The organism is Acidovorax sp. FW305-C-20-28 (assembly GCF_058783375.1).
Genome location: NZ_JBYSYM010000027.1, coordinates 14913 through 41245, shown reverse-complemented (window position 1 = coordinate 41245; position 26333 = coordinate 14913). Strand labels below are relative to the sequence as shown.

Below are 26333 nucleotides of genomic sequence, written 5' to 3'. Positions count from 1 at the left end.
GGCCTGGCAGTGGGCCTGCAGCGCCTCCGGCCACGAACAGCCCACCTGGGATCGAAACGCTTCACCAACCCCACCAAGGGCAGCAGCACGATTCCCGAAGTGACCTTCAACCTGCGCTACCCGGGGCAGTACTACGGCAAAGAGAGCGCCCCTGGATGCGGCAGTTGAATGCACCCGAGGGTGCCGTGATCGGCGTGCCAGGCAAGGCGTGAGGACGCGGTGCACCCTTGTGCGCAAGGACGAGCAACGCGGCATGGCGCGGCGAGCGCGGTGCCGTCGGGGGCATGGCGCCTTGTCAATCGCCCAACCGGGGTGCACAAAGGCGCCATACCTTGCTTGCGCCAATGCGGTCACTGGAGGACACTGGCGCGGTCAACTGCCGGATCCAGGGTTTGGCACTACAACTACTTCCGCAGCTACGGTTTTGGGCATGCAACCGGCCGAGCAAATTCTGGAAATCCAAAAAAATCCAACGATTTATTATTATCCTTGGCGAAATACAATTAGGCCAATTAAAAATAATTAATTGCATGAAGCACAAGTTGGCTATTCAATTGCTGGGGTTTTTCGCCTTTTTTTCAGGGTGTGGGATATTTTTGATTTCCATTTCAACTCTAAACAAAGTCAATATTTTTTATGTAATATCATCGATTGTTATTTATGTTGTGGGAGTTGGGTTGTTAACCTATCCCGTTGAAGGGGGCAAGAGGGGCGCGTATTTTTTGGCGACACTTGTAGCACCGCTGACATTCTTTGGTGCTTTTTTTCTATGGGATATTTTAAGAGAATTGGGGGTATGGCTGCCATTTGTGGTTGAGCTGGGTGTATCGTTTGGGGTTGCTTTGTTGCTATCGTTTTTGATAATAAAATATATGTTCAAAAATAAATGATAGAGACTGGGTTGAATTTAAAGCCAGGAAGGATCGGGTCTCAATACTGCTCGTTAAAATATGCTGAAGCAAGACCTAGGGTCAGGTCTTGTCTTTTGCCTCCAAACCATAGAAATCCACCTCCATCCACCACCAAAATGAGCCTTCAGTTTGCGGAGGGCCTGAAAATGGCAAGACCACTGCGAATCGATTTTCCCGGTGCCATCTAACACGTGACCTCGTAGGGATGTAGGATCAAGGGGGCAGGTCTTGCTTTTTTGCCCAGTAAAAATAATTGGGTGCTTCGGGGCTCATGCGATATGGATAGCGCGATGCAGCGTGGATCACCCGAGAGAATTTCGGCAGAGCCGACATCCACCACACCTTTAGCACCAAAACCATGACCATCCCATTCGTAGCCGTTGCGGAACGTGATCTGATATTCGTCGGGCCTGATGGTCATCAGACCCCTATTCATGTGGCCGTTGGGGCTCCATACGCGAATGCCAGAACAGCAGGTATGGAAAAGTACGCGGCCTGTCTTGTCCTTACGTGCGACGACCCAGAGCTTACTACCGAGATGTTTGGGGAGGATGAGATGGAGGCGCTGGCCGCGGCGTTGGAGTTCATTGAATCGTTTCTACAGAACCTGGTAAGGGTCTATGGAGGCAAACTGACTACGCCCGATGGCGCACCCTTTGATCCGGCCGGGTCAATGTTGTTGAAGGAGTCTCGAAAGCGAGCTTCTCGCAACGCATAGGGTGTTGCCGTCGACCGAAAAATTGCCTATGGCCATAGTGTCGATTAGAAATAGATACAACCCGTGGTGATAGTCGGTTTGGATCTGATCCTTGTTGCTATTTTTTGAAAGAAATCATGGATGCCAGTTCGCTTGAGATAGGTGCAACCTACTATCGCATTACATACGCGGACGCGGCTCAAACGATGCCGGGCATTGAGCCGTTGGTATATGCAGGCATGAACCTATTCGACCCACCTTCTGACGGCTCGGCGAGGTACTACTTCCAGGATACGGTCTCTGTTGTGCGGTTTGGATTGGGCACCGAGTTTGGGGAAGAAATGCAACCCGTTGACGAGACATCAGAGCTGAGCCCGGGCAATGACGAGGATCGCTTGTACTATGGCCATGAGGCACAGGAGATAGGCGTGTCGATCGTTGATCTACTGGCTTTGCCCACCGTGATTGACGGGGCTATTCAACGCGCCAAAGCGTTGGGCTTTCCGAAGCTGTCGAAGGCAAAAGGAAAGTGGGTTTAGCGAGAAAAAGAGTACGAGCAATGGCCTGCAGCTGCCCATCGCTTCAGGCCCCGTGCCGATCGATCACGGAAGTGTTCAAGCATGCGTGAATGCAACGTCAAAGAGGTGACTTGAGGAGGCTATGGCCAAACCAGGAAAAATCAAATACAAGCCCGGGGACATCGTCACCATCCCCCTGCGCCAAGCCCGCTTCGCCTACGCCAGAATCTTCGAAGACCACACCTTCGGCATATTCGCGCACTGGTCGGCAAATCCCGGGCCTTTGGCGCAAATCGCATCCCACCCGATCGCGTTCTTTGTCTCCGGCACCGACTCGGCGATCAAGGACGGCACCTGGCCCGTGGTCGGGCATGTGCCTTTCCAGGATGCCGAAGCCTCGTTCCCGCCTCCTGTGGCGATCTGCTATGACTACGACGACAACACCTGGACCATGGGGCGGCCCATGGTCACCCACAAGGGAACCGAAAAGTTTGTGACCTCCAAGGAGGTCGCGGGGCTGGACCGGCTGCTGTTCTGCCACAAGCCAGAACTGGTCGCCGCCACGATTGTGGACCGCCTGATCGATGGCAACCACGCGTACTACAAGGTGCGCCCCAGTGGCAGTAGTAGCAGTGGCGCTGCTGCCGCCCCCGCACTGGCACCGCAGGTGATGCGGGTGGCCCCCAACCCCTCTACCACCGGCCCCTGGGGTGCCAGAGCGCAAGAAAACGACGACGCGAGCGACTGGCTGGCCGGGCTGGAAGAAGAGCCAAATCTTGGCCGTATCGACGAGGCTTTCGACCAGGTTCTCTCGGTCGAGCCATCCGCCTACCTGGAGGTCACCGAATGCGCAGAGGTGGTCGCAGCGGCCACCGTGCTTGCCAAGATGCATGGCCTGGCTTTCGCTGCCGACATCGCCAGCGATGAATGCATGGCTGCATTGGCCAAGCGGGCCAAGAGGCGGTCACCCAAGAGCACGGCGGCCCTGGTGCAGCGCGCCTTGCTGGCGCTGGCTGCGGTGCAAGACCCTGAGCGCTCGGAGTTGCGTGGGCTGATGGTGACGCAAGAGCATGCCGAACTGGGCGCCGCCTGGAGCAAGCGCATGGGCCAACTGGTGCGGGGGCTCAAGGCAGTTCACCGGCGCTTGGCGTTGCCATGAGAGCTGTTGCAGCTCGCTGTCACTGCCCTGGGCCGATGGGCTTTGAAACCCCATACCATGCAAAAATGATTGCCAACAATAAGCACAAAGTTATATGAAATCACTCTCTGCATTGCTCAAGCTTCAGTTCGTTGTAGGATTGGTTGGGGCATTGGTTTGGACCCCATTGTTGTATGTTGTGGAGCTATTTCGGGGGGATCTCAGTAGCTTTGCATCCTCTGTTTGGATGGATCTGGTGATGGCTGTTGTGGGGGCATTTATTTTGGGCGGAGTGTTTTTGTTGATGGGACTGGCCGCCTATCCAGTGCTGAGGTTCTTGCAGCGCCGAGGCCTGGTTCAGGACCTGTTTCAGGAAGACCGCGCATAGGTCGGCCATGCACCACAACCCAAACAATATTGCCGCGGCTCTTTTCATGTTCAGCGGTGCATTGATCGGCGCTGCTGCCATGGCTTGGCTCATGCCCGCAAGGGAACGCGGCTTGTTGGATCTGAGGGTGGGGCTGGCAATGGGGGCACTTCTGGGATACGTGGGGTTTCGCGTCGTTGCTTATTTCGTTGATGTGCGCAGCAAGCCAAGGGATGCTGCCGTTGATCGCAAACAGGTATGAGAAATCTACTGCCCAGCATGCTCTTCATTGCGTCTTGTGCGCTGAGCGGCTGTGACCAATCCAGCACTGCGCCGCCGAGCAGCGGCGCACCCGCGGCACCCACCCAGAGCGCATCGGCGCCAGCGCAGAGCCGTGCGCCAGCGGAGTCCAACGTCAGCGAAGCGCGCCTGCTGGACGACCTTCGCTCCCAGGATTTCGATCGCGTTGTGCGGACCATGAACGATGTCAAAGGCGCGCGGTACGCAGGCCATTTGACGCCCATCCTTGTCGGCTTCTGGAATGGGACGGACCTGCATGGAATCGACCCCGATTTCCTGAACCATCCGCGGATCAGGATCGAAATCGCCGATGTGCTCGCACAGCAGGAAAAGAACGGCTACCAGGGCTTGGACAAAACCGCTTTCGCTCAGTACGCGCGGGGCCTGATTGCTGCCAACGATACGCAGGTCGCCAACCAGGCCATGCTGGTGCTCGGCATTGCAGGCAGCGCTGCCGACATGTCGCTGCTGGAAGGCATGGCCGAGGACATTGCCGAGAGCCGGTTTCGCGCTGCTGTCATCGCCTTGGCCCGCAACTGCAACACCACCGACCAGCTGCTTGAAAAATTGAAGGCCAGCTTGAAGGAGGCATGGCGCAAGGATTTCCTGGCAAAGATCCGTGAGAATTCCGGCCCCTTCCGGGTATGCCCGTCTCGCTAGGCTGTGACCCCGAGGGCCAATAGGGTCAGCGAAGAAATCGATTCAAGGTCTTTGCGGTAACCGAGGGGGCAATAGCAGCCTCGGCCATGAGGAAATGCAAGACTGTACTGTCTCACCCGCAGGATTCAACCCGCTTGCCCCGTGGGCTGCACCGCAGGCGCCGCTTCCTCCGCCACACCCCCCGCCTGCACCCGCAGCAACTTCCTGCGCACCATCTGGATATGGTTGCGCAGGGCATACAGCTCATCCGCATACGACAGCGGCACGCTGATCTTCTCGACCTGGGCCTCCAGCCCGTCCAGCGCCTTGAGCATGTCGGGGTGCCCGGCGGGGTTGCTCTCCAGCGTGTCTTCGATCTCGCGCAGGCGGCCGTACCAGCGGAACACGCGCGAGCGCACGCGAAACTGGTAGAGTGGCGGCACGATGCGCGACAGGGGCAGCAGCACGGCGATCAACAGGCCCATCACCAGCCACATGCGGTCGATGAGGTTGGCGATCCAGAACGGCAGATAGCGCTGCATCATCGGCACGGGCTCGTTGATGGCGCGCTCGCCCTCCTTGGCGATGGGCAGCTCGCTGTGGCGGGTGCTGGGGAACTCGCGTGCGCGGTTGAACCAACTGGCGCCGCCGTGCAGCTTCTGCGCGTTTTGCGCAAACAGCGTGAGCAGGGCAGGGTGGGTGCCGTCGCGTGCCAGCAGCGAGGTGGTGGTGGCCACCAGGCGCGCGTCCAGCGGCGGTATGTTGCTGGCCAGGTCGACCACGCCGCGCGGCAGGGTCACGGGCGTGAGGTAGGGAAAGCGCCGCGCATAGGCCTCGTGCTGGGCAAAGTCCATCAGGTGCACGCCAGGGGTCTGCAGCAGCATCTGCACCATCAGCGATTCGGGGGCCGAGGCGAACACCAGGGCATCGAGCTTGCCGTCGAGAAAAGCCACCGTGGCGGGCGTCTGCTCCAGTTGCGACAGGCGCACCTGCTTGAGCTCCACGCGGTTGGCCTCCAGCAGTTGCTCCATCAGGCGCGGCACGCCGCTGCCTTCTGACCCCACGTTCACGCGCAGGCCGCGCAACTGGCGCAGGTTGTCAAGCCGGCCCGCGGCATTCACGCGCAGGGCCGAGTCGGCGCGGTAGAACAGCCAGATGGGCTCCACGAACAGGCTGCCCAGCGAGGCCAGGTTGTCCGGGTCATCGGGCAGCAGCTCGGCCGTGCCGCCCTGCACAAAGGCCAAGTCGGCCTCGCCGTCGCGCAGCAACTGCAAATTGTGCGACGAGCCCGCGCTGGGCTTGAGCACCACCTCGATGCCATCGGCCGCCAGCGCCTTCTGGTAGCGCTTGCCGAACTCTTCGTACGCGCTCTGCGCCGGGCCGGTGGCCAGCGTCACCGACTTGGGCGGGTTGGGGTTGAGCCACCAATAGGCCGCGATCAGCAGGCCCACGGCCAGAAAGGCCAGCGGGCCGGCCGAGACGATCAGGTCGCGCAGCGTGAGGAAGGTGTTGCGTAGGGCCTGGGGCATGGGGGAGGTGGGGTGTTGGTATGGGGCGGTTGCTTCGGTCGGGGCGCGAGCCGTCTGCATGGCTTGCCGCCAGCGAACCCACGATTATCTGTGCATGCGCGAGCGGCAAGAGCACGCCACCATGGCGAAAGGTATCTGTTGGTATGCCAGCTCCCTGGCTCCACGCAGTAACATGGCCGCATGACCCCATGCGCAACCCCCTGATGTTTCGCCACCCGGCCCCCGCCGCATCGGCTGCGCTGTCGGCCATCGGCGTCTACCAGCGCTACGTCTCTCCGCACAAGGGCTTTTGCTGTGCCCATCGCGCGCGCACCGGGCATGCATCGTGCTCGGAGTTTGCGCGGCGTGCCATCGAGCGCTGCGGGCTGCTCGCGGGGTTGCGCCTGCTGCGGCGCCGGTTTCTGGCCTGCGCCGCGTCCTACCGGGCCTTGATGGCAGGCGGGCCGAAAGCGCCGGACACCGAGCCGCTCAACGAACCATGCCCCCTGTTCACCCTGCGCAATGCCAAGTGCTGCGGTGGCACCTCGCTGGCCTCGTGCGGGCCGTTCATGTAGGCATTGCTGCACGAAACCGGTTACAGATTGGCGGGCGGGCCTGAGCCGCAGGGGCGTGCACCATGGCAAACTTGCACCATCACCTGGGGCATTGTCGACACAAGATGAGCATTTTGACCCGCGAGAACCTCCGCAACGGTACGTTGCGCAGCCGCATGGCCATGCCCGAAGGCACGGCCTGGTCCAACGAGCGCATCGACGCCTCGTTTGCCGAGACCTGGGGCCAGCGGCCCGCGGGGCCGGTCTGGGTGTTTGGCTATGGCTCGCTGATCTGGAACCCGCTGATGCCCTTCGAGGCGCAGCACACGGCCACGCTGCAGGGCTGGCACCGCAGCTTTTGCCTGCGCTCCGTCTCCGGCCGGGGCAGCCCCGAGCGGCCGGGCAGGGTGCTCTCGCTCATGCCGGGCGGCTTTGTGCAGGGCGTGGCGCTGCAGCTGCCCGAGGCCGAGGCGCAGGACGAGGTGCGCATGCTCTGGACGCGCGAGATGACCGGCGGCGGCTACTGGCCGCGCTGGCAGGCCGTGCAGCTCGAAGACGGCCGCAGCGTCACCGCCATCACCTTCGTGGCCAACCCCGAGCACCCGCAGCACGAGCACGATGCCTGCGCCCAGACCGTGGCCCGCCTGGTGGCGGTGGCCAAGGGCGTGTTCGGGCCCAACATCGACTACGTGCTCTCGCTGCACCGCGCGCTGCGCGAGCGCGGCCTGCACGACCCGTATGTGGACGCCATCGTGCAGAACATCGAGGCTGCCGCCGCCGCGGGGGGCTGAGGGCGGGCCGGCGCGGCGCGGCGCTGGACAAGCAAACACGGCCCTCCTTGCTTTTCTTGTTCTCTTTTCTTTTTTCCTGCCATGCCCCTTCGCCCCCTCACTGCCGGCAAGCTGCTGGCTGCCGTTCTGGTGCTCGATGGCCTGCTCGCCCTGGGCTTTGGCCTGGCCTCGTGGTGGGCGCCCATGGCGACCTTTGGCACCATCGTCGATATCCGGGGCGCGGGTGCGCCGGGGCTGGTGCTGGCGGCGCTGTCCAGCCTGTCCATCCTCTACGTGGTGGTCGGCCTGGTGTGTTTGGTGGCGGCCACTCTTCCGCCGGTGTACCGGCGCCGGCTGGCGCTGGTGATGGCCGTGAACCACGCCTGGGCCGGTGCCAAGGGGCTGCACGAGGTGGGCCAGGCTTGGCTCATCGGCAACCCCTGGCCGGACATCGCCATCCACTCCACCCTGGTCGTCGCCTATGCCCTGCTGGTGACGCTGGGCCGCATGCGCGACGAAAGCGCCGCCGCCTCCGCCCCTGTGCCTGGGGCCGCCGGCAAACCTTGACGCCCGCCGGGCCTGGAGCCGGCGGGCCTGACCGGGCCTGGCGCTCACGGTAGACTTCGGCACCTCCCATCCAATCTGCTTCGGCCCCATCGCCTGCTCCATGCCCATTCGTGCCGCCATTCCCCGCCGCAGCCTGCTGGTCTCCGTCAACCCCGATGGCAGCTGGTCTGGCGCCGACGAAGGTACGCCCGGCGCCGAAGACGTGGATCTGCGCTTTCAGATCACGGGCGAGGAGAGCCGGGGCGTGTTGCTGGAATACGCCTCGCTCGACGGCCGCCTGGCCCCGGCAGACCACTGGTTTCCCACCTTGGACGAAGCCCAGGCCTTCGCAGCCGATGCCTTTGGCATCGAAGCCCACGAATGGGCCGCCTGAGCCCTGGCTGAGGGCTGACAATATGCCGTCGCTCACCTGATTTTTGGCCTCCCCCGCAAGAAGACCTGCCGATGACCCAGCCCACCGACCCCTACGACCCGGCGAAAACCACCCAGCCCGCGGCCCTGGCCGCCGACTATGCGGACACCACGCAACCCGCGGAGCTGGACGGATCAGGGGACGCCTCCGGCGCGGAGCCCGACCAGGACGCCCCGCCCGAGGTCGTGCGCCTGATCGCCGCGATCACGGCCATCCCCGGCGTGACCCAGGCGCAGCTGGACAACACCTACCTGCCCGATGTGGCGCTGGCCGACCTGTCGCTGCCCAATGGCCCGCACGCCGACCTGCCCATCGCCGCGCTGCGCCGCTCGGGCGGTGCGCTGGGCAATGAGCTGCTGCTGTCGCTGGAATTCCGCATCCAGCGCAACGAGGGCGGGCTGCGCGCCGCGGAATTCCTCTCGTGGTGGGTGCGCGAGCAGTCGCGCCTGGGCGAGAACATGCAGTTGCGCACCCTGGGCCAGCCCCCCATGGTGGCGGGCGAGCAGCAACTGGGCCGCACGCTGCGCTTCACCATCGACTGGTTCTACACCGACACCTCCGAGGACATGGCCAACGTGCTCAGCGCCATCGGCGGCAAGGCGCTGGCGCTGGAGCTGGCGACCGAGATGTACAAGGATGCGTTCTAGCCGGCGCACCGCCCACCGCCCGTGGGCAGACCCCGCATGAGCAGGGTGCCGCTGCGCAGACAGGCCGCGCGCCTGGCCTTGCTGCTGCTGGTCGTGGTGCCCGTGGCGGCATGGGCGCTGGTGAAACCCGTGCGCGTGATCGCCCCGGGCCTGGTCGGCCTGGACTGTGCCCAGGACGTCTCGGTATGTGTCGAAGACCCGGCGCGAAACGCCGAGGCCCGCCAACTGGTGGCCGACGGCATGGCCTTTGTGGCCAGCCACATCGCCCCGGTGGAGGGTGCCCCGCGCTTTGTGTTCTGCTCCACCCAGGCCTGCGCCGACAGCTTCGGCCTGGGGGCACGCTCAGCCGTCACCGCTGGCACCTGGGGCACCGTCATCGGCCCACGCGCCTGGGCGCCGCACTATGTGCGCCACGAACTCATTCACCACCTGCAAGGCCAGCGCCTGGGCCTGCTGCCGCGCCTGCTCAAACCCACCTGGTGGGTGGAAGGCATGGCCTACGCGCTGAGCGAAGACCCGCGCACCCCGCTGGCCGAGCCGTGGGAGGGGCACCGGCGCGAATTCAAGGCCTGGCATGCCCGTGTGGGGGCCGAGCGGCTGTGGACCGCGGCAGGGCAACTGTGAGCCGCGTGATCCGATGACCATCCACCCCACCGAACTGATCCTGCTCGGCCTGTGGCTGGTGGCACCCGCCGTGGTGCTGGGCCTGATGGTGCTGTATGCCCTGCATGCGCGCTTTGGCGCGCGCCTGGGGTTGCGGCCCTGGCGGGCTGCCAGCCTGCTGGTGGTGGTGGGCATCGCCTTCACCGCGCTGCTGATGGCCTACGGGCCCGCTGGATTGGTGCGCGCACTGGGCGTGCGCGACCTCCGCATCCTCGGCTGGTACACCCTGTGGGCGCCGCTGGGCTTTGTGGCCGAGGCGCTGGCGCTGCCGGTGGCCCTGTGGCTGGGCCGGGGCGGTAGCCGGTGACCCCGGCCCTTGCCTGGGTCAGGAATGCCCTGCTGCACCACAGCGTGCCGTGGCCAGCATGCGCGCCGCGCGCAAGAATTCGCGGGGCCCGACCCAGCTGACCTTCCAGTTGCCGGCCACGGGCACCTCGCGCTTGTGCGCTATCACCATGGAGCGCGCGGGCAGCACCAGGATGTACTGGCCATGCACGCCCCAGGCCATGTAGGCGCCGTGCAGGGGTGAGCCCGGCGGCTCGTGCTCCAGCAGCCACCACAGGTAGCCATAGCCAAAGCCGCGCCGGGCCACATGGGCGGGGTGCATCTCGGCCGCAGGGGTGATGGGCTGCACCATGCGCGCCACCCAGCCGCGCGGCAGCAGTTGCCGGCCCTGCCAGGCGCCCTGGTTCAGCGCCAGCAGGCCCAGCCGCGCCATGTCGCGTGTGGACAGGTAGAACGGGTAGGCCAGGTGCTCGGAGCGGCGGGCATCGCCGCTGCGCCCATGGCGCGCGGGGTTGAAGTCTTCGAGCTGCAGCGGCGCGGCCAGGTCGTCCGCAAAGGCCTGGTAGATGCCGCGCCCGGTCAGCCGCTCGAAAGCCGTGCCGGCGGCATTGAAGTCCCAGTTGTTGTACAGAAAGTAGCGGCCCGGCGCCTGCGAGCCGCGTGCGGGCGCGGCGCCTGCATCGTCGCCGCCATTGGCCGCCGGGTGGTACACGCCCGAGCGCGCGGCCAGCAGGTCGCGCAGCCGCGCCTGGCGCTCGGTGGGCAGCAGCCCGCCCACGGCGTCGTCGATGCCCGCGTCGGCCAGGGTGCGGTCCAGGTCGATAGCGCCGCTGGCGACGTGCTTGCCGTACATCATTGCGAGGATGCTCTTGCGCACCGAGAACACGATGCTCACGCGCTCCACCGGGCCCTCGCTGAACAGCACGCGGCCATCCTTTACCGCCATCAGGGCCGTGGTGTCGAGCGTGCGCACCTAATCGCGTGCGGCCTGCAGGTCCTGCGCGCAGGTGCTGCCGGCCAGGGGCTCAGGCCAGGCCTGCCAGGCCGCACCAGGAGCGGTGGGTTCCGCGGTGCTGGGCGGTGAGGCCGGTGGGGCGGTCGTGCAGCCGCCGGCAAGCAGCAGCACCACCACCAGGCCCGCCACCCGCGGCGCGGCCCTGCGGGGCCAGCGAGGGCGCGCCATCAGCCGCCCCTGCCTGGCGCGCCCGGTGCGCCTGGATGGCGGCCGTCACCTGGGCGCCGAACTCGCGGTCCACATTGCGGTCCCTGTAGGGCGATTGGCTGCCCGCCACTCCGGGCGCGGAGTAGTGCACCGCATAGGCCAGCTCATCCAGGTAAGCGTGGCCTTTTTGCTGGTACAGGGCTGTCTCTTGCGCATTCAGCGCAATCAGCACGGTGTACGACACGAAGCTGTGGCTGCAGTTGACGTCGAGCAGCATCGCATCCCCGTGCTCCAGGAGGAACCAACTGGCGGGTTCATGGTCGATGACGTTCATGGGGGCGTCGGGCCAGGCCATGGCGCAAATTCGCGCGCCAGCATCTCGCGCCCGGGCAGCACCTGTTGCACGCGGTGCATCACGCGCAGGAGCAGCGGGTCGCTGGCGTCGATGGACCGTTCCACGCCCCACCAGCCAGCCGGCAAGGCACTGGCCGCATGCAGCGGCGGCGCGGGCCAGTCGGGTGGCGGCGCATGGCCCAGCCAGCTGCGTATGCGCAACCAGCCCAGCAGCTCCATGGCCACCACCATGTCGTGGAAGGCATCGAAGTCGAAGGTCTCCTCATCGGTCGTGACGCGGGTCTCGCGCTGGTGCGCCTCGGCTGCAGCGCTCAGTGCAGCGGCCAACACGGGCGAGCCACCGTCGGTGTGCAGATGGTCCACCAGCCCCTGGTACGCCGCGCACGCCCCCGAGGTATCCACCATGTACGGCACGCAGAACGCGCCCACAGGCTGGGCCTGCGCGGGCGTGAGCCAGTGTGTGAGCAGCGACAGCGCAAACGGCCCCGACTTGGAGCCCGCATCCTGCAGATGGCCGGCGCTGCGCAGCGCCAGCATGCGCCGGCCCCACTGTTCGCAGCGCAGCCTGTCGCCCACGGCGGCCAGCAGGTAGAGCACCTCGGCCGCCTTGTCGCTTTGGATGTGCGGGTCGGTGATCTCGCCGCCCTCCAGCCGCGCGCACTGCACGGCCATGCCCCACAGGCGCCAGGCCGCGGCGCGGCACCAGGCGGGGCCGGGGTCCGTGCCCTGGGCGGCCCAGGCGTGGATGGCCTCGGCCTGCAGCCAGTAGCCCAAGCTGTCCATGCGCGCCGTGGAGGGCGAGCGTATGTAGCCCGCGGCTTTTTCGGTGTGGGCGTTGGAAAAGCGCCGCACGGGCAAGGCGGCATACTCGGTCAGCGCGCTTTCCGGGCGCTCCAGCAGGGTGGCGCGGTTGCCCGGGTGGGCCAGCCACTGCTGCAGCTTGGCAAGGGCCTTGTCGGGGCTGGTGCCGGTGCCCATGTCACCAGTCCCGGGCCTGCCCGTGGTCGAACTCCCTGCGCTCCGTCTCGCGCGCGCCCGTGCCGTCCAGGTGGCTCGCCATGCGCACCACCGTACCATGCAGGTAGCCCTCCACCAGCGTGCCCTCGCGCCACTGGCGCATGCCGTCGTCCAGGCTCAGCAACTCCACCAGCCGGCCGGTACCGCCGGGGGCCAGGTCGTGGCCTTCGGCGTCCAGGCAGCGGGTGTAGCGCGTGCGGCCATCGGCGGCCTGCAGCACGCTGTCGGTATGGGGCTGGCCGCCGGGCCAGTGGCGCTGGTGGCGCTCGTCGCCTTCGCTGGTGCGCTCGGTCAGCAGCTGCAGGCTGCCATCGGGGTAGAAGAACTCCTGGCGCAGCTCCTGCCCATGCCAGTACACGGCCGAGTTCTGCACCCGCCCGTCGGCGCCCAGAAACTCCTGCACGCCGTGCTGCGTGAGCCCGAGCGAGCGCGAGTCCTGCCGCACCGATTCGCCTTCGCCATTGAAGTTGAAGCTCCAGCTGCCGCTGGCCTGGCTGGGGTAGTGGATCCAGCGCCGGTCGCGGTTGCCGGCCCAGCCCGAGGTTTCGGCCTCCAGAAGCATGCGGTCGCGCGAGAACCAGACCACGTCGCAGCTGCCGTCCTCGTTCTCCAGCACATTCGGCCCCACGGGGAAGCCAGCGTCAAAGCGCAGCCGGTGCGCGCCGCCATCGAGCACCACATGCTCGATGCCCTGGCCGCGCAGGCCAGGCACGGCCTCGATGGAGAAATAGCGTTCGGGTGCGCGCACGATGTCGGCCTCCAGCGCCTGGCGGATCGCATGGTGGGCAGCAAAGAAGCGCTGCTGCAGCGCCTCGATGTGCTTGGCATGCGGGGCCAGCACGGCGTCGCAGCCGGGGCCGTCCTCGCCATCGTCATCGTCCTCTCTGTCGGCCGCAGTGGCATAGGCCGTCGCGATCTCACGCCACAGGGCATGCACTTCCTCGACAAAGGGCAGGGCGCCTGCCAGCGCCGGGTTTTGGGCGATGGAGGCGGGCACCCGGTCGGGGTCGCCGTCCATGGCCAGCAGCACGTTGCGAAAGTACTGGTCCACCCCGCCATTGGAGACCTGGGCATCGAAGACATCGAAGTCGACCACCGCGCGCAGGTGCGGCGCCGTGTCGGGCGGCATGTCCCCTTCGCACAGCGCATCGATGAGCGCGGCGCTGAAAAACGGCGCGCGGCGCAGCAGCGTGGGCCAGTCCAGGGCGGGCAGGGGGTGATCGGCAATGCGCATCGGCAGCGTCTCCAACACAGGCTGAGAAAGGAGGAAGGGCGGGCCCTGAAATTCTAGGCGCCCCGCCGGCCCTGAAGGCGTTGCATTCGGTTACCGGCACTGTGCGTAGACTCGCCCTCCCGCACCGCAGCCAGCGCCCTGGCGCACGCCCCACGCGTGCACTGCGCCCAGCCACATTCCTTGCCGCCTTCTTGCCCTCCAGGATGTTGATGAGCGCCACCCTGCCCAGCCACCACCACCCCGATCTCCGTCCCCTGGCCATCGCCGATGTGCTGGGCCTGCACAGCTTCCATGAGTCGCATGGCAGCGGGTTCGCCTTCGCACCCGACGGCGCCACGCTGGCGTTTTGCATGCAGCGCCCGCTGGCGCAGGCCACGCGGCATGCCGACCTCTTTCTCTCCGGCATTGCCCGGGGCGAGCTGCGCACGGTAGACCTTGCCACGCGACAGGTCCGGCGGCTCGATGTTCCGCACGACTGCTTCGCACCCGCCTGGTCGCCCTGCGGGCAGTACCTGGCCTTGGGCCTGGCGTCTGCCGACGGCGCCTCCATCCGCGTGGGCTGGCTGCCGGCCGGTGCGGCCATGGCCGGCGGCGTGCAGCACCCCACGATCCCCGATCTGGGCACGCTGCAACTGCTGGGCATGCGCCCGTTCGACTGGATCGGCGACGGCCTGCTGGCCTGCGCCTGTGTGCCCGATGGCGGCAGCCCCTGGATGGCGGGGCTCGACTCGCGCGGCGCACGCAAGGCCGCCGCCTTCTTGCAGGCGCTCGATGTGCCGGGCCAGGCGGCGGTCAGCGTGCTGGCTTCGGGCGCAGGGGAGCTGGCGGCAACGCGTATGCCCGCATCGGCCGATATGGCGCATCTGCCGCGCGAACTGGTGGTGTACGACGTGCGCCGGGGCCAGCGCGTGCCCCTGGCGGAGCATGCGGACAACCCGGCGCTCATCGCCTTGCACGAGCGCCTGGCTACGGGCCGGTCCGATGTGCTGGAGCGCCGGCAATGCGCCTGGGCCGGCGAGGTGCCCGCCAGCGGCACCAGCGAGTTGGTGGCCCTGCACGCGGCATCGGGCCAGGCCCTGTTCCTGGTGGAAGACGGCCTGGGCAGCCGGCTGGTGTTGGCCGGGCAGGGCGGTGGGGGCTTGCGCGAGCTGTTTCGCACCAACACCCACCTGGCGCAGGTGCAGGCCGGCGAGGTGCGCGATGTCGAATTCACCGGCAGCGATGGCGGCCCGCCGCGCAAGGCCCGCGTGCTGCTGCCGCCGGCCTGCCTGGGCGGCAGCGCCCCCTGGCCGGCCGTGGCCTGGGTGTACCCGGGCGCGGTGCCGCACGCCCGGCCGCGCCGCATCTTCGGCCTGCACGATGCCAGCCAGTTCAATATGCAACTGCTGGCGGCCCGGGGCTACGCGGTGATCGACGTGCCCCTGCCCCTGCCCGCAACGCCCGGCCCGCTGGACCTGGCCGCCGTGGTGGCCCAGGCCACGCAAGAGGCCATGGATGCCTGCGTGGCCACCGGCCTGGTCGACCCGGCCCGGCTGCACGTCTACGGCCACAGCCATGGCGGCTGGGCCGCCATGGCCCTGCTGGCGACCACAGAGCTCTTCCGCTCGGGTATCGCGGCGGCGGGCATCTCCAACCTGATCAGTTTCCACGGCGCTGCCGACCCGCGCATGCGCTACGACGACGGTACTGACCAAGGCACCTTCGCTCTGGCCGAGATGTGCGAGCGCATCTTTGGCCTGGACGGCCCGCCGTGGAAGGACCTGGACCGCTACGTGCGCAACAGCCCCGTGATGCAGGCCGAGCGCATCACCGCGCCGCTCCTGATCGTGCAGGGCGACCAGGACTATGTGCCCATCACCCAGGGGGAGGAGATGTTTTCGGCCCTGCTGCACCTGCGCAAGGAGGTGCAGTTCGCGCGCTACTGGGGCGAGGGGCATGTGCTGGCCAAGGCCGCCCACCTCGAAGACCTGTGGACACGGATGGCCGACTGGCTCGATGCGCATGGCGCAGGGGGCTGAGGGCAGGGGCTATATTGCCGGTCCAGCACACTCGCCATGGGATGAAGTACCTTTTCCAACAACTTGCCGTCCTTGCCATCGCCGCCCTGGCCTTGCTCCTGGTCGCCGCGGCAGGCATCTATGGGCTGTCACTTCTGTTCCCGGATCTGTGCGGAAACAAGGTGCTTGCCGAAGCCATATCGCCCGACCAGCGACTCAAGGCCGTGGTGTTCCAGCGCGACTGCGGCGCGACCACCAGCTTTTCCACCCAGGTGTCGGTCATCGGCGCGCAGGAGGCGCTGCCCAATGCATCCGGCAACGTCTTCACGGCCGACGACAACCGGGGCTCCGTGCCCACCAGCGCCGCGGGCGGGCCGGAGGTGCAGGTGCGGTGGGCGTCGGGCCGTGCGTTGGTCATCACGCACCATGCAGGCGCCCGTGTCTTTGGGCAGAAGGACGCGGTGTCTGGCGTTGCGGTGGCGTACGAGCAGGTGCCCGCCAGGTAGCCTGTGGTGCGCCCGCTGGTAGCGGCGCAGGCCTCTCCTGCAGTCCATGGCGTGCAGTACCAATCCGGGCCGCTACGCTGGATGCATCCACAACACGATGAAGGTCCTCCGTATGCCATTGGCACTTGCCGCCCGCTGCCTGCTGTTGATGGCCTTGGGCATTGCCAGTGCCGCATGTTCGGCATACTGGTACGCATCACCATGGCCCAAACCTGTAGGCTTGCCCGCCATGGGCTTTGCACTGGAGTGGCTGGGCTTTGTCTTTCTCTGGTTTGCGTTTCGCAGATACAACCCCCTTGCGTGGATGACCGGGGCATTGGTCCTGTTTCCGCTGGCGCAGGCCCTCGTGCATTGGGTGGCGAGCGAGATGAACCCCAGCGTGGATTTCAAGGGGTGGGGCGGCTTTCAGGCCGTTTTCGTGCTGCGTTTCGTGGCCACCTGCTGGCTGTGCATGGCGGCCTACGCGGTTTTCTTCATCTGGCGAAAGATGCAAGGGCTCAGCGCGGATGTCACCGGCCCGTGAACCTGCCGCTTCGAGCTGTAGGTAGACTGCGCCCATGCCCGCCCAGCCTGCCGACCACCCCGCCTTCGACCTGCCGCGCGCCGCCAGCGCCGGCATGCGCCCGCTGCAGCCGCTCGATGGGGCGCTGCTGCTCATGCACTTTGCCTTTCGCGGGCTGGTGGTCAAGGCCGATGCGTTCCTGGCGGAGCAGGGCCTGTCGCGCGTGCACCACCGGCTGCTCTACGCGGTGGCGCGGGCCGAGGGTATCTCGGTCGGGCAGCTCATCGAACTGCTGGGCGTGAGCAAGCAGGCACTGCACCGGCCGCTCAAGTTTCTGCAGGACGAGGGCTATGTCGTGGCCCGGCGTGACCCCGTGCAGCACCGCACCAAGCGCCTGTCGCTCACCGAGCGTGGCCGTGAGGTGGAGGCCACAGCATCCCGCCATGAGCGCGAGGCCATGGAAGAGGCCATGCGCACCGTCTCCCCCGACGGGCAGGGCGCGTGGCGTGAGGTCATGACCGCGCTGGCCCGCATGGCCTGACGGGCGGGCTGCTCAGCGCGCCGGCGCCACCATGGCCGTCGCGATCGCCATGTGCGGGCCTGCTGCCGCACCCAGCGGGGCGAGAAAGCCCTCGGCAAACGAGAAGTTCTTCGCCGAACGAACCACATGCGCCTGAAAGGCCAGCGGCTTGTCCGCCAGCGCGAGCGACAGAAACTTGACCGACAGCTCCAGCGTGACGACGACCGGCGTGTCGTACTGCCCGAGCCCGGCCAGCACAAAGGCGGCGTCAAAGCCCGCGGCAATCACCCCGCCGTTGATGGCTGCCGTGCCGCCGCCGCCCTGTAGGCCCTCATTGCTTCGCGTGAAGGTGATGAGCGCCGAGCCCGGTGCCTGGAAGGCGCCCGCAAAGCCGAACCACTGCACCTCCGCGCGTGCGTTGAATTGCGCGAGCTGCCCCGCCAGGCGATCGGCGGGCAGGCGAAACGGAACCGTGGGGCTTTGCATGGAAAGAAAGAGGGCGGCGGTGGTGTATCCGCCTCCATGCTAGCAGCCAGCCGCCGCGCTACGCCTTGACCATCAGCGTGGCCGAGGCCATCGCATGCAGCTTGCCATCCGCCCCGCGGATCTCGGCGCTGCAGATGCCCAGGCTGCGTGTCTGCTCCACCAGACGGCCGGTGGCCGTGTAGGCCACGCCCTCGGTCAGTGGGCGCACGTACTTCACGTTGAGGTCCACGGTCGAATACTGCGCGCCCGGCCCCAGGGCCGAGAGCAGGGCCAGCGCGGCTGCGCCATCGAGGCAGGTGGCGGCAAAGCCGCCGTGCACGGCACCCGCGGGGTTCAGGTGGCGGGCATCGGGACTCACTTCCATGACCACCAGGCCGCGCTCCACGGTGGTGAGCCGCATGGGCATGGTGGTGGCAATGCCCGAGGGCGGGATGCGGCCGGCCTGCATGGCCTGCAGGATCTGCAGTCCGGTGGGGCCCGGGGAGGCGCTGCTTGGGGGAAGGCTGTCTTCAGGGTTTTTCATGTCAACATTATTGACTTGAAAATGAACCCAGGGCAAGGCATGCCGCGCAAGCCCCCGTGCTGCGGGAGGGGCGACCGCTCAGCCATATTTCGCTGGCGCAAAGCAAAAGCGGTTTTGATAATCGCCAAGCGGCACCTGAAACCACGATCCTGCCGCCATCAAATCAAACCAACAGGGGTGTCTTCCATGCGTCTTCCACGATCCACCATCCGCAGGCCTGCGCGCCTGGCCCTCGTCACCGCCGTGCTGGCCGCCACCTGCGGGCTGTCGGGTGCGGCCACCACCTGGTCCCCCGACCGCCCCACCGAGGTGCGCATCGGCAGCTTGGTGGTAGGGGACAACAGGTACGAGAACGTCGTCGTCACCGTGGGCAGTGTGCTGGGCTTCAGCGCCACGGGCCCTAACCGCAGCTATGACAGCTTCAACCCGTCCAACGGGCAGCTCACCATTGCGACGCTCACGGTGGGCAGCCAGTCCTTCTATGACGTGGTGATCACGCTGGGCGGGCTGGTCAGCGTGGGCGGCGGCGCGCCGCTGGCCGCGCTGGTGCCCAACGATCCGCTGTTCAGCCGCCAGTGGCACCTCAAGAACACCGGCCAGAGCGGCGCGGGCGGCCCGGCGGCGCTCGCGGGCGAAGACCTCAACGTGGGCAAGGCCTGGCAGCTGGCCACGGGCACGGGCATCCAGATCGCGGTGATCGACGACGGCCTCGATGTCTCCCACGAGGACCTGCGCGTGGTGGCCGGCAAGAGCTGGGACTACCGCACCAACAGCTATGGCGACCCCTCGTCCTCCACCAGCTCGCACGGCACCAGCTGCGGCGGGCTGGCCGCGGCCATTGGCGACAACAACCTGGGCGTGACGGGCGTGGCCTTCAATGCGCGCCTGGTGGGCTACAACCTGCTGGCGGCCACCACCGGCGCCTTCGGGGCCGACGCCGTGACCAAGGACCTGGCCAGCAACCACATCTACACCAACAGCTACGGCGCGGCCGACAGCAACGGCCTGCTGGCCCCGGCCGACGAGCTGTGGCGCGACGCCATCCGCACCGGCATCACCAGCGGGCGCGGCGGCAAGGGCGCCATCTACACCTGGGCGGCCGGCAACGGTGCTCCTGAAGACCGGTCGGACTACGATGGCCAGGCCAACTTCCAGGGCGTGCTGGCCATCGGCGCGATGAACGACCAGGGCCAGCGCTCCTCGTATTCCGAACCCGGCTCCAACGTGCTGGTCGCCGCCTATGGCGGCGAGTTCTGCAGCACGCAGACGACCACCACCACCGACGTGTCGGGCGCGGGCGGCTACAACGACGGCAACAAGCCCCAGGACATCACCGGCAGCCCCAACTACACGCGCTGCATGAATGGCACCTCGGCCGCCACGCCCCAGGCCGCTGGTGTGGCCGCGCTGCTGCTGGAGACCAACCCCGCGCTCACCTGGCGCGATGTGCGCGCCATCTTCGCCCGCACCGCGCGCAAGACCGATCCCAACAACGCCGGCTGGGTGACCAATGGCGGCGGCCTGCATGTGAACCATGAGTACGGCTACGGCGCCATCGACGCCCTGGCCGCCGTGCGCGCCGCCGCCGGCTGGTCGCTGCTGCCCGCGCAGAAGACCGCCGCCCAGGCGGCCACGCTGGGCAGTGCCCTGGCCATTGCCGACGACGGCCCGGCCGCCACCAGCAGCCTCACGCTGCAGGGCAGCGGCATTGGCAAGCTCGAGTTCGTGGAGCTGGCCATCACCTCCAACCACACCAACGTGGGCAACCTGGAGATCACGCTCACCAGCCCCGCGGGCACGCGCAGCACGGTGTCGGCAGTGCGCGACTGCAAGGACACGGCAGGCAATGCCGTGAGCTGTGGCGCCGCGCTCGAAGGCGGCTTCACCTTCGGCATCGTGCGCCTGATGGGCGAGGCGGCCGACGGCAACTGGACCCTGTCCGTGCGCGACGGCAAGACGGGCGAGACCGGCAGCGTCTCGGCCTGGAGCATCAAGGCCTATGGCTATTGAGCCCGGCATGCCCTCCACGCCACACCCTTTCACCGAACACCTGCCGAGGCCTCACACCATGAAGCTCACCACCACTCCCTCCTTCTCCCTGCTGCGCCACGCCGCCCTGGCCCTGGCCGCCGGTGCCCTCACCACGGGCGCCCTGGCCGCCGGCGCGGCCCATTACTTCGACGGTGATACCCAGCGCACCATCACGCTCGATACCAACCTGGTCGCCATCATCAACCCCACGCCCGAGGCCGGCAGCAGCAACACCCAGGCGCGCAGCGTGGGCGATGCCGCCAGCCCCGCACCCCTGGTGCAGCTGCAGCCCGCCAGCCAGCCCGTGGCCAAAGGCGCGGGCACGCACACCTCGCCCGTGTACCGCGAGGGCAACTCGCCCGCGGGCCGGCTCATGGCGCTGCCCGGTGGCGTGCTCGTGAAGTTCGCCCCCGACTGGAGTGATGCCCAGGTGCGCGCCTGGGCGCAGGCCAAGGGCCTGGCCATCACCCAGCGCATGGGCGCTACCGGAGCCATGGGCAACTGGTACCTGATCGCCACGGCCCCTGGCAGCGCTGCGCTGGAGCTGGCCAACAGCCTCAAGTCCGGCGGCGAGGTGCTGGCCGCCATGCCCAACTGGTGGAAGCAGACGGCCACGCGGTAAGGCCGTGGCGGCAGGCCTGGCCAGCGCTGCTGCAGCCCGCCCCTTGCGGGGGGCGCGGCTGTGCCATGATGCGCCCGCGGCATGCCTGCCGCGCAGGCCATTGACGACCATGCCCCCCGTTCTCGAACGCCCGTTCTTCAACCTGTCGGTGGTGCGCACGCCCTTGCACGGGCTGATCGGGCAGTTCGCCGGCCTGCCCCCGCTGGTGGCGTCGCGCGCCGAGAGCACCGCGCTGGACTTTCCGGCGCAGGGCTACCAGCGCGGCGCACTGCCGCTGCTGCTGTGGTCGCCAGCGTGCGACCCGGGGCTCACGGCGGTCATGCCGGGTGTGGGCTCGGGCGACTATTTCGTGGTGTCGTATGCATGTGAGCGCTTCGGCCACGACGGCGTGGCCGTGCGCAGCAGCGCAGCGTCGGACGCCGAGCCCATCAACGAATTCATCACCTACACGGGCAACCGCATGCAGCGTGCGGTGCGCGCCATGAAGGATGCGCCGCGCTGGGAGTTCTTCCAGCAGGGCGAGCCCTTGCCCTACGAGGCCACGCACGCCTACACCGCCCGCCGCGTGCGCGACCGCCTGCAGCGCGAGACCGTGCTCGACTGCCTGCACGCCTGGGGCGCGCCCGTGCGCGAGGCTGCGTTCTGGCAGAGCGCGCAGCCGGCCGTCACCCTGGTACGGGGTGCGCCCGCCGCGCACGCCAACCCCCGCTGAGGTCAGGACCGATCGCACCATGGACGCCACACCACCGGCCGGATTCATCGCCACCCTGGCCGACCGGTGCTATGGGCGCCTGCTGCTGCCCCTGCTGCTGGGCCTGCTGGCTGCCGTGGCGCTGGCCCAGTGGGTGGATTGGTTCACGGGCGGCATGGGCATCTGGTTGGTGCTGGGGGCTGCCGGCATCGGCATCCTTTGGCACGCCGATGCCCAGGCCGCCGCCGCAGGCAAGCCCGCGACCGTGCACACCCCCGCCGGCACGCCGGCGGACTTCGCCTGGCAGGGCGAGCCCTGGAACATCTCCCGCCCTATCGCCGCGCTCGGCCTGTGCCTGCTCGGCCTGGTCTGGGGCGGGCTCATCGGCTGGTGGACCGGCGCACTCTGGGTGGGCGCCGCCGTGGTCGCCGTGGCGCCGCTGCCCATCGCCTTCCTGTGGGCCCTGGGCAGTCGCCGGCCCATGCCCTGGGGCGACACGGCCTTGGCGGCCTGTGCGCTGCTGTCAGGGGTGGGGGTGCTCTGGGGGCTGGTGCATGCGATGGGGTAAAGCGCGGGCCTGAACTGCGGGGATGCTTGCAGCCTGAGGTCTGGCGCCGCTTGCGCACCGGAGCCGACCGTGCGGCAGTGCCATTCTTTGCTTGCCAGGTCCGAGAAGAGCGTCCTAATATATGTAACTGAAAAGAAACATATGAGAGGGATGGGATGCTTGCAAAACGATTTCTCCAGCCATTGCTGGCGGGTGTGGCAGCGCTTGCGTTGGCGGGATGCTCCGGCATCTACCATCAGCAGCAGCTGATTCGTATCGGGGCCGAGTCCCCACCGGGAGTCACTGCACGCACGGCGACCAGTGCAGGTCCCAGGACACATGCGATCTTTTTCGATGGCACGGCCAACGATGCCGAGAGCAGCACCAATGTGAAACGCCTGCACTCGCTGGTGTCGCTGCAGGACAAGCCCCACCTGTCCACACTGTATGTCGAGGGGGTCGGTGTGGGCAATGATGCGTTTGGCGCAGGCCTGGGCCTGGGGGCACAAAACAGGGTGGTGCTGGCGTACAACTTTTTGCTCAGCAACTACCAGGCCGGCGACAAGGTCTACATCTTTGGCTTTAGCCGCGGTGCCTACCAGGCACGGGTGCTGGCTTCCATGCTGCAGTATGTAGGCTTGCCCGACAAGCCCCCGCAGCTCACTGTGGCCAAAGGCGTGACGCCCCGGACCTTCTCTGAGCAGGTGCAGTACGTTTCTGCGATGTATGACGAGATGCGCGAGGCCTTCCTCCATCGCCGCTACCCCTGCAAGATAGCCCGCGTGCGCGGTGGCTTGAACTCCGATGGATCCACTGCCTACCAGTCCCGCCCCGTGGCGGTGCTCGGCCTCTGGGACACGGTGGGCGCCCTGGGAGGCGGTGTGTCCGGCTGGCCTGCACGGCTTCTGCACAAGGGTGACATACGGGCCCTGCATGTCGATATCGACGAACCCAACCAAAGGTATGGTGACCAACTGCACAACGTTGAGAACGTGCTGCATGCCGTGTCGCTGGACGACAACCGGGAATGGATCTTCACGCCCCTGCTGGTCACGCGCCAACATCTTTTGAGCAACAAGCGCCTACCCAAGCGCTCGGATCCGTTGGCCAAGATCCACGACAACTGCCCTGATGGCACGCCTGACGCCGTGGCTCCGAGCGACCTGCAAGGGCAGCCCAAGCTCATTGAGGAGGTCTGGTTCCCGGGGGCCCACTCCGATGTGGGGGGGGGATACGTGGGGTCGGACATGTCGGGTTTGAGCCTGAACTGGATGGTCACCATGCTGAACCATGTAGAAGCGGGAATAGAGGCCAAGCAGCGCTTGTTGCCGGCAGATACCAGAGTCAGGCAAGACACCTACGGCAGCAGCCACGACCCGGAGTCTGCGATGTCGGCCATCTACCACCGCATGAACCGCAACCTGGCCGCCTACGCACTGGGCCAGGCCAAGGCATGCAGTCTGGCAGGGGATCCGTTGGCCTGTGGCGACGCGGGTGTGCATGAGCCCATGGCCCAGTTTGCTGGGCAACTGTGCATGCACCCCAGTGTGGCCGAGCGCCGCGTGGCGATGCCGCCTCGGCCCAATGAAAACCGGTATCTCGATCTGCGCCGCACAGGCACCTTTTGCGTGGCGCCAGACACGGAGCTGGCCAACCCTCCAATTCTGCGCGAGGTGGCGTTCTCTGCCGGTAGCGGTGGGACAGGTGACTTCCGCTGCCCCGTCGGGTCTGCCGCCATCCAGGTAAGAGAGTGGGACGCAAGCAGCAAGACCTGCAAAGACCCATCTACCAAGTGAACGCCATGTCGAACACCTTCTCCTCGTTCAGCCTGAAAGCCGTCTTCACCACGCTGGCCATTGGCGGCTGCGCATTGCTGGCCGGGTGCGCGTCCAATGAGATCACGGAGCATCGCATCGACCAGCCCTTGCCGTTTGCATCGGTCGCTGTGACCAATCCCCCTATGCCGCCTTGTTTGGGTATGTCGAGCGATGTGCGGCGCCCGCATAGGCTCCAGCCAGGTTCAAGTTGCTGGTTTGTCGTGCAATCAGCCGTCCATTTTGAAGAGTCAGGCATGGGAACAGGCCTGATGTTGGAGTCCAAGGACGTATATACGATTTCTATTCCTGAGGCTGCATCACGCACCTGGTACGACAAGGATCGCAAGACGCCCGCGCCGCGGGGGGACACGGGCGGTTTCATTACCCAATGGTTGGGGCACATGAAAAAGCACGAGGGGGAAAACTGGTTTGCCTTGATGGCTACTGCCAGCGAAAGCAAGAATCCACGACACGTGCCTGATGGCTCACGACTTTCGTGTATGGCTGGAGAGCTGTCCTTTTATGTGAATGATGCGCATCGCTTCTACGGCAACAACTTCGGCAACCTGCTCTTGGTGATCAAACGCGAGGGCGACGCTGCCAGTGAGGTGCCGTGCAAATAGTGCGCTTTGCCTTGCGCTTCAGTTTTTGATGTCCGTACCCTGAAGGGAGGGGGGACGCCCTGGGTCACACGCGGGTGTCGCCCAGGGGCAGCAACAGAAAGGATGCCTACTTTCCGCTGCTCCGGCGCTTCTTTTCGAAGGCCACGCACTCCTGCACCGACAGCAGGTCGTTGTTGTCCGCATCGGCGGCATCGAAGTAGGCCATGCGCGCCTCCACCACCTCCTTGAAGGAGAGCTTGCCGTCGCCGTCCTTGTCGGTGGCGGCCAGGCGGCGCACGCGGCCCTTGCCCATGCCGGGCACCTGGGCCAGTTCGAGCAGCACGACGTGGCCGCTGGCGTCGGGCCCCAGGCTGTGCCAGCCCTGCACGATGTCCTGGTGGAACTCGTCGAGCGAGACATTGCCGTCGTGGTCCATGTCAGCGGCGGCGCAGCGCGCCTGCAGCCGCTCGTCGAGCGAGTGCTTGCCGGCCGGGCGGTGCGGCTGGGCGCCGGCGGTGGGTTTGGCGGGCGCGGCAGCGGGTGTGCTGGTGCCTGTCTGTGCCATGGCGGGCAGCGCCAGCGCCAGGCTGCAGGCAACTGCGCAGAGCAGGGGGAGGGCTCGGATTGTCATCAGTGTCATGAGGTTGTCCTCTTGGCTGTTGTCCAGGATCAAGAATGCGCTTCAGAGCGGTTGAAAAAGCCCAGCGAAGCGGTTCTGGCTAGGCGCTGCGTCGCAGGCAGTACGGCCAGTACGACAAGACGCAGCAACGACGCCAGAAGGGCTTTTTCAGACGCTCCTACCACCACCAGCGTTGGCTGGGGCTGCGGTTGCACTGGTACACCATGGTCGGGTTGCCGGGGCGGATGCGGCCGTCCACCACGTCCAGGCACTTGCCGTTGAGCTGGCTCACGATCTGGCCGCCGCGCGTGCCCCACTGCTGGCTGCGCGAGCCCGAGCAGGACCACAGCACCACGCGGGCGCCGTCGCGCGGGTCGCCGCGCTCCACGTCCAGGCACAGGTCGCGCACGCGGATCTCGCCACCGCGGCCCACGCGAAAGCGCTGCGAATCCGTGCCATTGCATTCGAACACCTGCAATGCATTGCCGGGGCGGAAGTTGCCCTTGGTCACATCCAGGCACAGGCGGCCGTCCACGCGGATCTCGCCGCCGCGCCCGCCACCGCCGCCGTAGTCCGGGTAGTCGGGGCGGCGGTCGTCGTCGCGGTTGTGCTGGTTGGCCAGGAGGGCAATGCCGGCGATCGCGGCCACGGCCGCCACGGCGGCGCCTGCGTTGTTGGAGCTGCCGCCACCATTGTTCTGTGCGTAAGTGCGTGTGATGCGAAAGCGCCCGCCGCAGCCATCGTTGGTCCAGAGTTCGCGGTTGGTCAGGTCATAGCCCCAGCTGCGGTTGAAGCGGCAGGCGCCCTGCACCTGCTCGGCCAGGTCCACCTGGGTCACATCGTCGGCCAGGCGGGCCGAGGTGTAGCCGCCGTTGGAGCGCAGCTCGACGATCTGGTCCTGGGTCTGCTGTGCCTGCACGCCCGGGTGGGCCTGGGCCAGCATCAGTGGCACGCACAGCAGCCAGGCCTTGCGCCGCATGCGGTTCGGGTGTCGGGTCATGGTGTGATTCCTCCTTGTTGCAATGGGTTACGTCCACCGTGCCGGGGCCGTGCGCCGGCAGCATCCATCTCTTGGGTGCATTATGTGGGCTCGGTGTGTCGCCTTGAGAGAAGAAGGCAGGCCGGGC

33 protein-coding genes are annotated in these 26333 nt (G+C 66.7%); 24 read left to right on the top strand and 9 right to left on the bottom strand.

The annotated features are described in order from the left end of the window. Positions 1–530 precede the first annotated feature (530 nt). The 7 genes from AC3WOH_RS25995 to AC3WOH_RS25965 all read left to right on the top strand — a co-directional run bounded on the left by AC3WOH_RS25995 (position 531) and on the right by AC3WOH_RS25965 (position 4591). Positions 531–890, top strand: a complete 360-nt coding sequence (locus tag AC3WOH_RS25995; RefSeq protein WP_492232230.1) for a hypothetical protein — start codon at positions 531–533, stop codon at positions 888–890. A gap of 379 nt (positions 891–1269) precedes the next feature. Continuing rightward, positions 1270–1629, top strand: a complete 360-nt coding sequence (locus AC3WOH_RS25990; protein ID WP_492232229.1) for a hypothetical protein — start codon at positions 1270–1272, stop codon at positions 1627–1629. Between the two features lie 116 nt (positions 1630–1745). Further along, positions 1746–2147 carry a hypothetical protein gene (locus AC3WOH_RS25985; protein ID WP_492232228.1) on the top strand — a complete coding sequence of 134 codons (402 nt, stop codon included), beginning with the start codon at positions 1746–1748 and terminating at the stop codon, positions 2145–2147. A 121-nt stretch (positions 2148–2268) separates the two neighbouring features. After that, complete coding sequence (locus tag AC3WOH_RS25980) at positions 2269–3285, top strand: DUF4259 domain-containing protein (RefSeq protein ID WP_492232227.1); 1017 nt, start codon at positions 2269–2271, stop codon at positions 3283–3285. Between the two features lie 94 nt (positions 3286–3379). After that, complete coding sequence (locus AC3WOH_RS25975; protein WP_492232226.1) at positions 3380–3652, top strand: hypothetical protein; 273 nt, start codon at positions 3380–3382, stop codon at positions 3650–3652. 7 nt (positions 3653–3659) lie between these two features. Continuing rightward, positions 3660–3893 carry a hypothetical protein gene (locus tag AC3WOH_RS25970; RefSeq protein ID WP_492232225.1) on the top strand — a complete coding sequence of 78 codons (234 nt, stop codon included), beginning with the start codon at positions 3660–3662 and terminating at the stop codon, positions 3891–3893. Between the two features lie 17 nt (positions 3894–3910). Further along, the gene (locus AC3WOH_RS25965; protein WP_492232224.1) at positions 3911–4591 is read left to right on the top strand and encodes a hypothetical protein; all 681 of its coding nucleotides are present in this window, start codon (positions 3911–3913) and stop codon (positions 4589–4591) included. A gap of 125 nt (positions 4592–4716) precedes the next feature. On the opposite strand, the gene AC3WOH_RS25960 is transcribed toward AC3WOH_RS25965, so the two are convergent. Beyond that, positions 4717–6099, bottom strand: coding sequence for a TAXI family TRAP transporter solute-binding subunit (locus AC3WOH_RS25960; protein WP_492232223.1), 1383 nt, complete (start codon positions 6097–6099; stop codon positions 4717–4719). A 188-nt stretch (positions 6100–6287) separates the two neighbouring features. Here AC3WOH_RS25960 and yidD point away from each other — a divergent pair, with 188 nt between their 5' ends. From yidD to AC3WOH_RS25925, 7 genes are all read left to right on the top strand, one after another. After that, positions 6288–6653: a membrane protein insertion efficiency factor YidD gene (gene yidD, locus AC3WOH_RS25955; protein ID WP_492232222.1), complete on the top strand. Its 366-nt coding sequence runs from the start codon at positions 6288–6290 to the stop codon at positions 6651–6653. 104 nt (positions 6654–6757) lie between these two features. After that, positions 6758–7423, top strand: coding sequence for a gamma-glutamylcyclotransferase (locus tag AC3WOH_RS25950; protein ID WP_492232221.1), 666 nt, complete (start codon positions 6758–6760; stop codon positions 7421–7423). 81 nt (positions 7424–7504) lie between these two features. Continuing rightward, a complete protein-coding gene (locus AC3WOH_RS25945; protein ID WP_492232220.1) occupies positions 7505–7969 on the top strand; it encodes a hypothetical protein in 465 nt (154 codons plus the stop codon). A gap of 100 nt (positions 7970–8069) precedes the next feature. Next, positions 8070–8342 (top strand): hypothetical protein, encoded by a 273-nt coding sequence (locus AC3WOH_RS25940; RefSeq protein ID WP_492232219.1) that lies wholly within the window; start codon positions 8070–8072, stop codon positions 8340–8342. A gap of 71 nt (positions 8343–8413) precedes the next feature. Next, positions 8414–9028, top strand: a complete 615-nt coding sequence (locus AC3WOH_RS25935; protein ID WP_492232218.1) for a hypothetical protein — start codon at positions 8414–8416, stop codon at positions 9026–9028. A 36-nt stretch (positions 9029–9064) separates the two neighbouring features. After that, positions 9065–9652, top strand: coding sequence for a hypothetical protein (locus tag AC3WOH_RS25930; protein WP_492232217.1), 588 nt, complete (start codon positions 9065–9067; stop codon positions 9650–9652). A 13-nt stretch (positions 9653–9665) separates the two neighbouring features. Continuing rightward, the gene (locus AC3WOH_RS25925; protein WP_492232216.1) at positions 9666–9998 is read left to right on the top strand and encodes a hypothetical protein; all 333 of its coding nucleotides are present in this window, start codon (positions 9666–9668) and stop codon (positions 9996–9998) included. Between the two features lie 18 nt (positions 9999–10016). Here AC3WOH_RS25925 and AC3WOH_RS25920 read toward each other — a convergent pair whose 3' ends face one another. Genes AC3WOH_RS25920 through AC3WOH_RS25905 form a run of 4 tightly spaced genes read right to left on the bottom strand, consistent with a single transcriptional unit; the run spans position 10017 to position 13743 of the window. Beyond that, positions 10017–10949: a serine hydrolase domain-containing protein gene (locus AC3WOH_RS25920; RefSeq protein ID WP_492232215.1), complete on the bottom strand. Its 933-nt coding sequence runs from the start codon at positions 10947–10949 to the stop codon at positions 10017–10019. A 52-nt stretch (positions 10950–11001) separates the two neighbouring features. After that, a complete protein-coding gene (locus AC3WOH_RS25915) occupies positions 11002–11493 on the bottom strand; it encodes a hypothetical protein (RefSeq protein WP_492232214.1) in 492 nt (163 codons plus the stop codon). Then, positions 11469–12470, bottom strand: a complete 1002-nt coding sequence (locus AC3WOH_RS25910) for a hypothetical protein (protein WP_492232213.1) — start codon at positions 12468–12470, stop codon at positions 11469–11471. The genes AC3WOH_RS25915 and AC3WOH_RS25910 overlap by 25 nt, the downstream gene beginning before the upstream one ends. A 1-nt stretch (position 12471) precedes the next feature. Next, positions 12472–13743, bottom strand: a complete 1272-nt coding sequence (locus AC3WOH_RS25905; protein WP_492232212.1) for a hypothetical protein — start codon at positions 13741–13743, stop codon at positions 12472–12474. Between the two features lie 209 nt (positions 13744–13952). On the opposite strand from AC3WOH_RS25905, the gene AC3WOH_RS25900 reads away from it, so the two are divergent. From AC3WOH_RS25900 to AC3WOH_RS25885, 4 genes are all read left to right on the top strand, one after another. Then, a complete protein-coding gene (locus tag AC3WOH_RS25900; RefSeq protein WP_492232211.1) occupies positions 13953–15761 on the top strand; it encodes a S9 family peptidase in 1809 nt (602 codons plus the stop codon). 41 nt (positions 15762–15802) lie between these two features. Continuing rightward, positions 15803–16246 (top strand): hypothetical protein, encoded by a 444-nt coding sequence (locus AC3WOH_RS25895; RefSeq protein ID WP_492232210.1) that lies wholly within the window; start codon positions 15803–15805, stop codon positions 16244–16246. A gap of 112 nt (positions 16247–16358) precedes the next feature. Beyond that, positions 16359–16769: a hypothetical protein gene (locus tag AC3WOH_RS25890; RefSeq protein ID WP_492232209.1), complete on the top strand. Its 411-nt coding sequence runs from the start codon at positions 16359–16361 to the stop codon at positions 16767–16769. Positions 16770–16803: 34 nt separating this feature from the next. Further along, positions 16804–17289, top strand: a complete 486-nt coding sequence (locus AC3WOH_RS25885; protein ID WP_492232208.1) for a MarR family winged helix-turn-helix transcriptional regulator — start codon at positions 16804–16806, stop codon at positions 17287–17289. A 12-nt stretch (positions 17290–17301) separates the two neighbouring features. Here the strand turns inward: AC3WOH_RS25885 and AC3WOH_RS25880 are convergent, their stop codons facing one another. Further along, complete coding sequence (locus AC3WOH_RS25880) at positions 17302–17754, bottom strand: PaaI family thioesterase (protein WP_492232207.1); 453 nt, start codon at positions 17752–17754, stop codon at positions 17302–17304. 58 nt (positions 17755–17812) lie between these two features. Beyond that, positions 17813–18277 (bottom strand): PaaI family thioesterase, encoded by a 465-nt coding sequence (locus tag AC3WOH_RS25875; RefSeq protein WP_492232206.1) that lies wholly within the window; start codon positions 18275–18277, stop codon positions 17813–17815. 186 nt (positions 18278–18463) lie between these two features. Here AC3WOH_RS25875 and AC3WOH_RS25870 point away from each other — a divergent pair, with 186 nt between their 5' ends. The 6 genes from AC3WOH_RS25870 to AC3WOH_RS25845 all read left to right on the top strand — a co-directional run bounded on the left by AC3WOH_RS25870 (position 18464) and on the right by AC3WOH_RS25845 (position 24608). Then, on the top strand, positions 18464–20287 hold the full coding sequence (locus AC3WOH_RS25870) for a S8 family serine peptidase (RefSeq protein ID WP_492232205.1): 1824 nt from the start codon (positions 18464–18466) through the stop codon (positions 20285–20287). A 58-nt stretch (positions 20288–20345) separates the two neighbouring features. Then, the gene (locus tag AC3WOH_RS25865) at positions 20346–20930 is read left to right on the top strand and encodes a hypothetical protein (RefSeq protein WP_492232204.1); all 585 of its coding nucleotides are present in this window, start codon (positions 20346–20348) and stop codon (positions 20928–20930) included. Between the two features lie 109 nt (positions 20931–21039). After that, a complete protein-coding gene (locus tag AC3WOH_RS25860) occupies positions 21040–21642 on the top strand; it encodes a hypothetical protein (RefSeq protein ID WP_492232203.1) in 603 nt (200 codons plus the stop codon). 19 nt (positions 21643–21661) lie between these two features. Next, complete coding sequence (locus AC3WOH_RS25855; RefSeq protein WP_492232202.1) at positions 21662–22189, top strand: hypothetical protein; 528 nt, start codon at positions 21662–21664, stop codon at positions 22187–22189. Between the two features lie 155 nt (positions 22190–22344). Then, positions 22345–23964, top strand: a complete 1620-nt coding sequence (locus AC3WOH_RS25850; RefSeq protein WP_492232201.1) for a T6SS phospholipase effector Tle1-like catalytic domain-containing protein — start codon at positions 22345–22347, stop codon at positions 23962–23964. Positions 23965–23969: 5 nt separating this feature from the next. Then, on the top strand, positions 23970–24608 hold the full coding sequence (locus tag AC3WOH_RS25845) for a hypothetical protein (protein WP_492232200.1): 639 nt from the start codon (positions 23970–23972) through the stop codon (positions 24606–24608). A 106-nt stretch (positions 24609–24714) separates the two neighbouring features. Here the strand turns inward: AC3WOH_RS25845 and AC3WOH_RS25840 are convergent, their stop codons facing one another. Beyond that, positions 24715–25227: an EF-hand domain-containing protein gene (locus AC3WOH_RS25840; RefSeq protein WP_492232199.1), complete on the bottom strand. Its 513-nt coding sequence runs from the start codon at positions 25225–25227 to the stop codon at positions 24715–24717. Positions 25228–25384: 157 nt separating this feature from the next. Then, on the bottom strand, positions 25385–26206 hold the full coding sequence (locus AC3WOH_RS25835) for a lectin (RefSeq protein WP_492232198.1): 822 nt from the start codon (positions 26204–26206) through the stop codon (positions 25385–25387). Positions 26207–26333 lie beyond the last annotated feature (127 nt).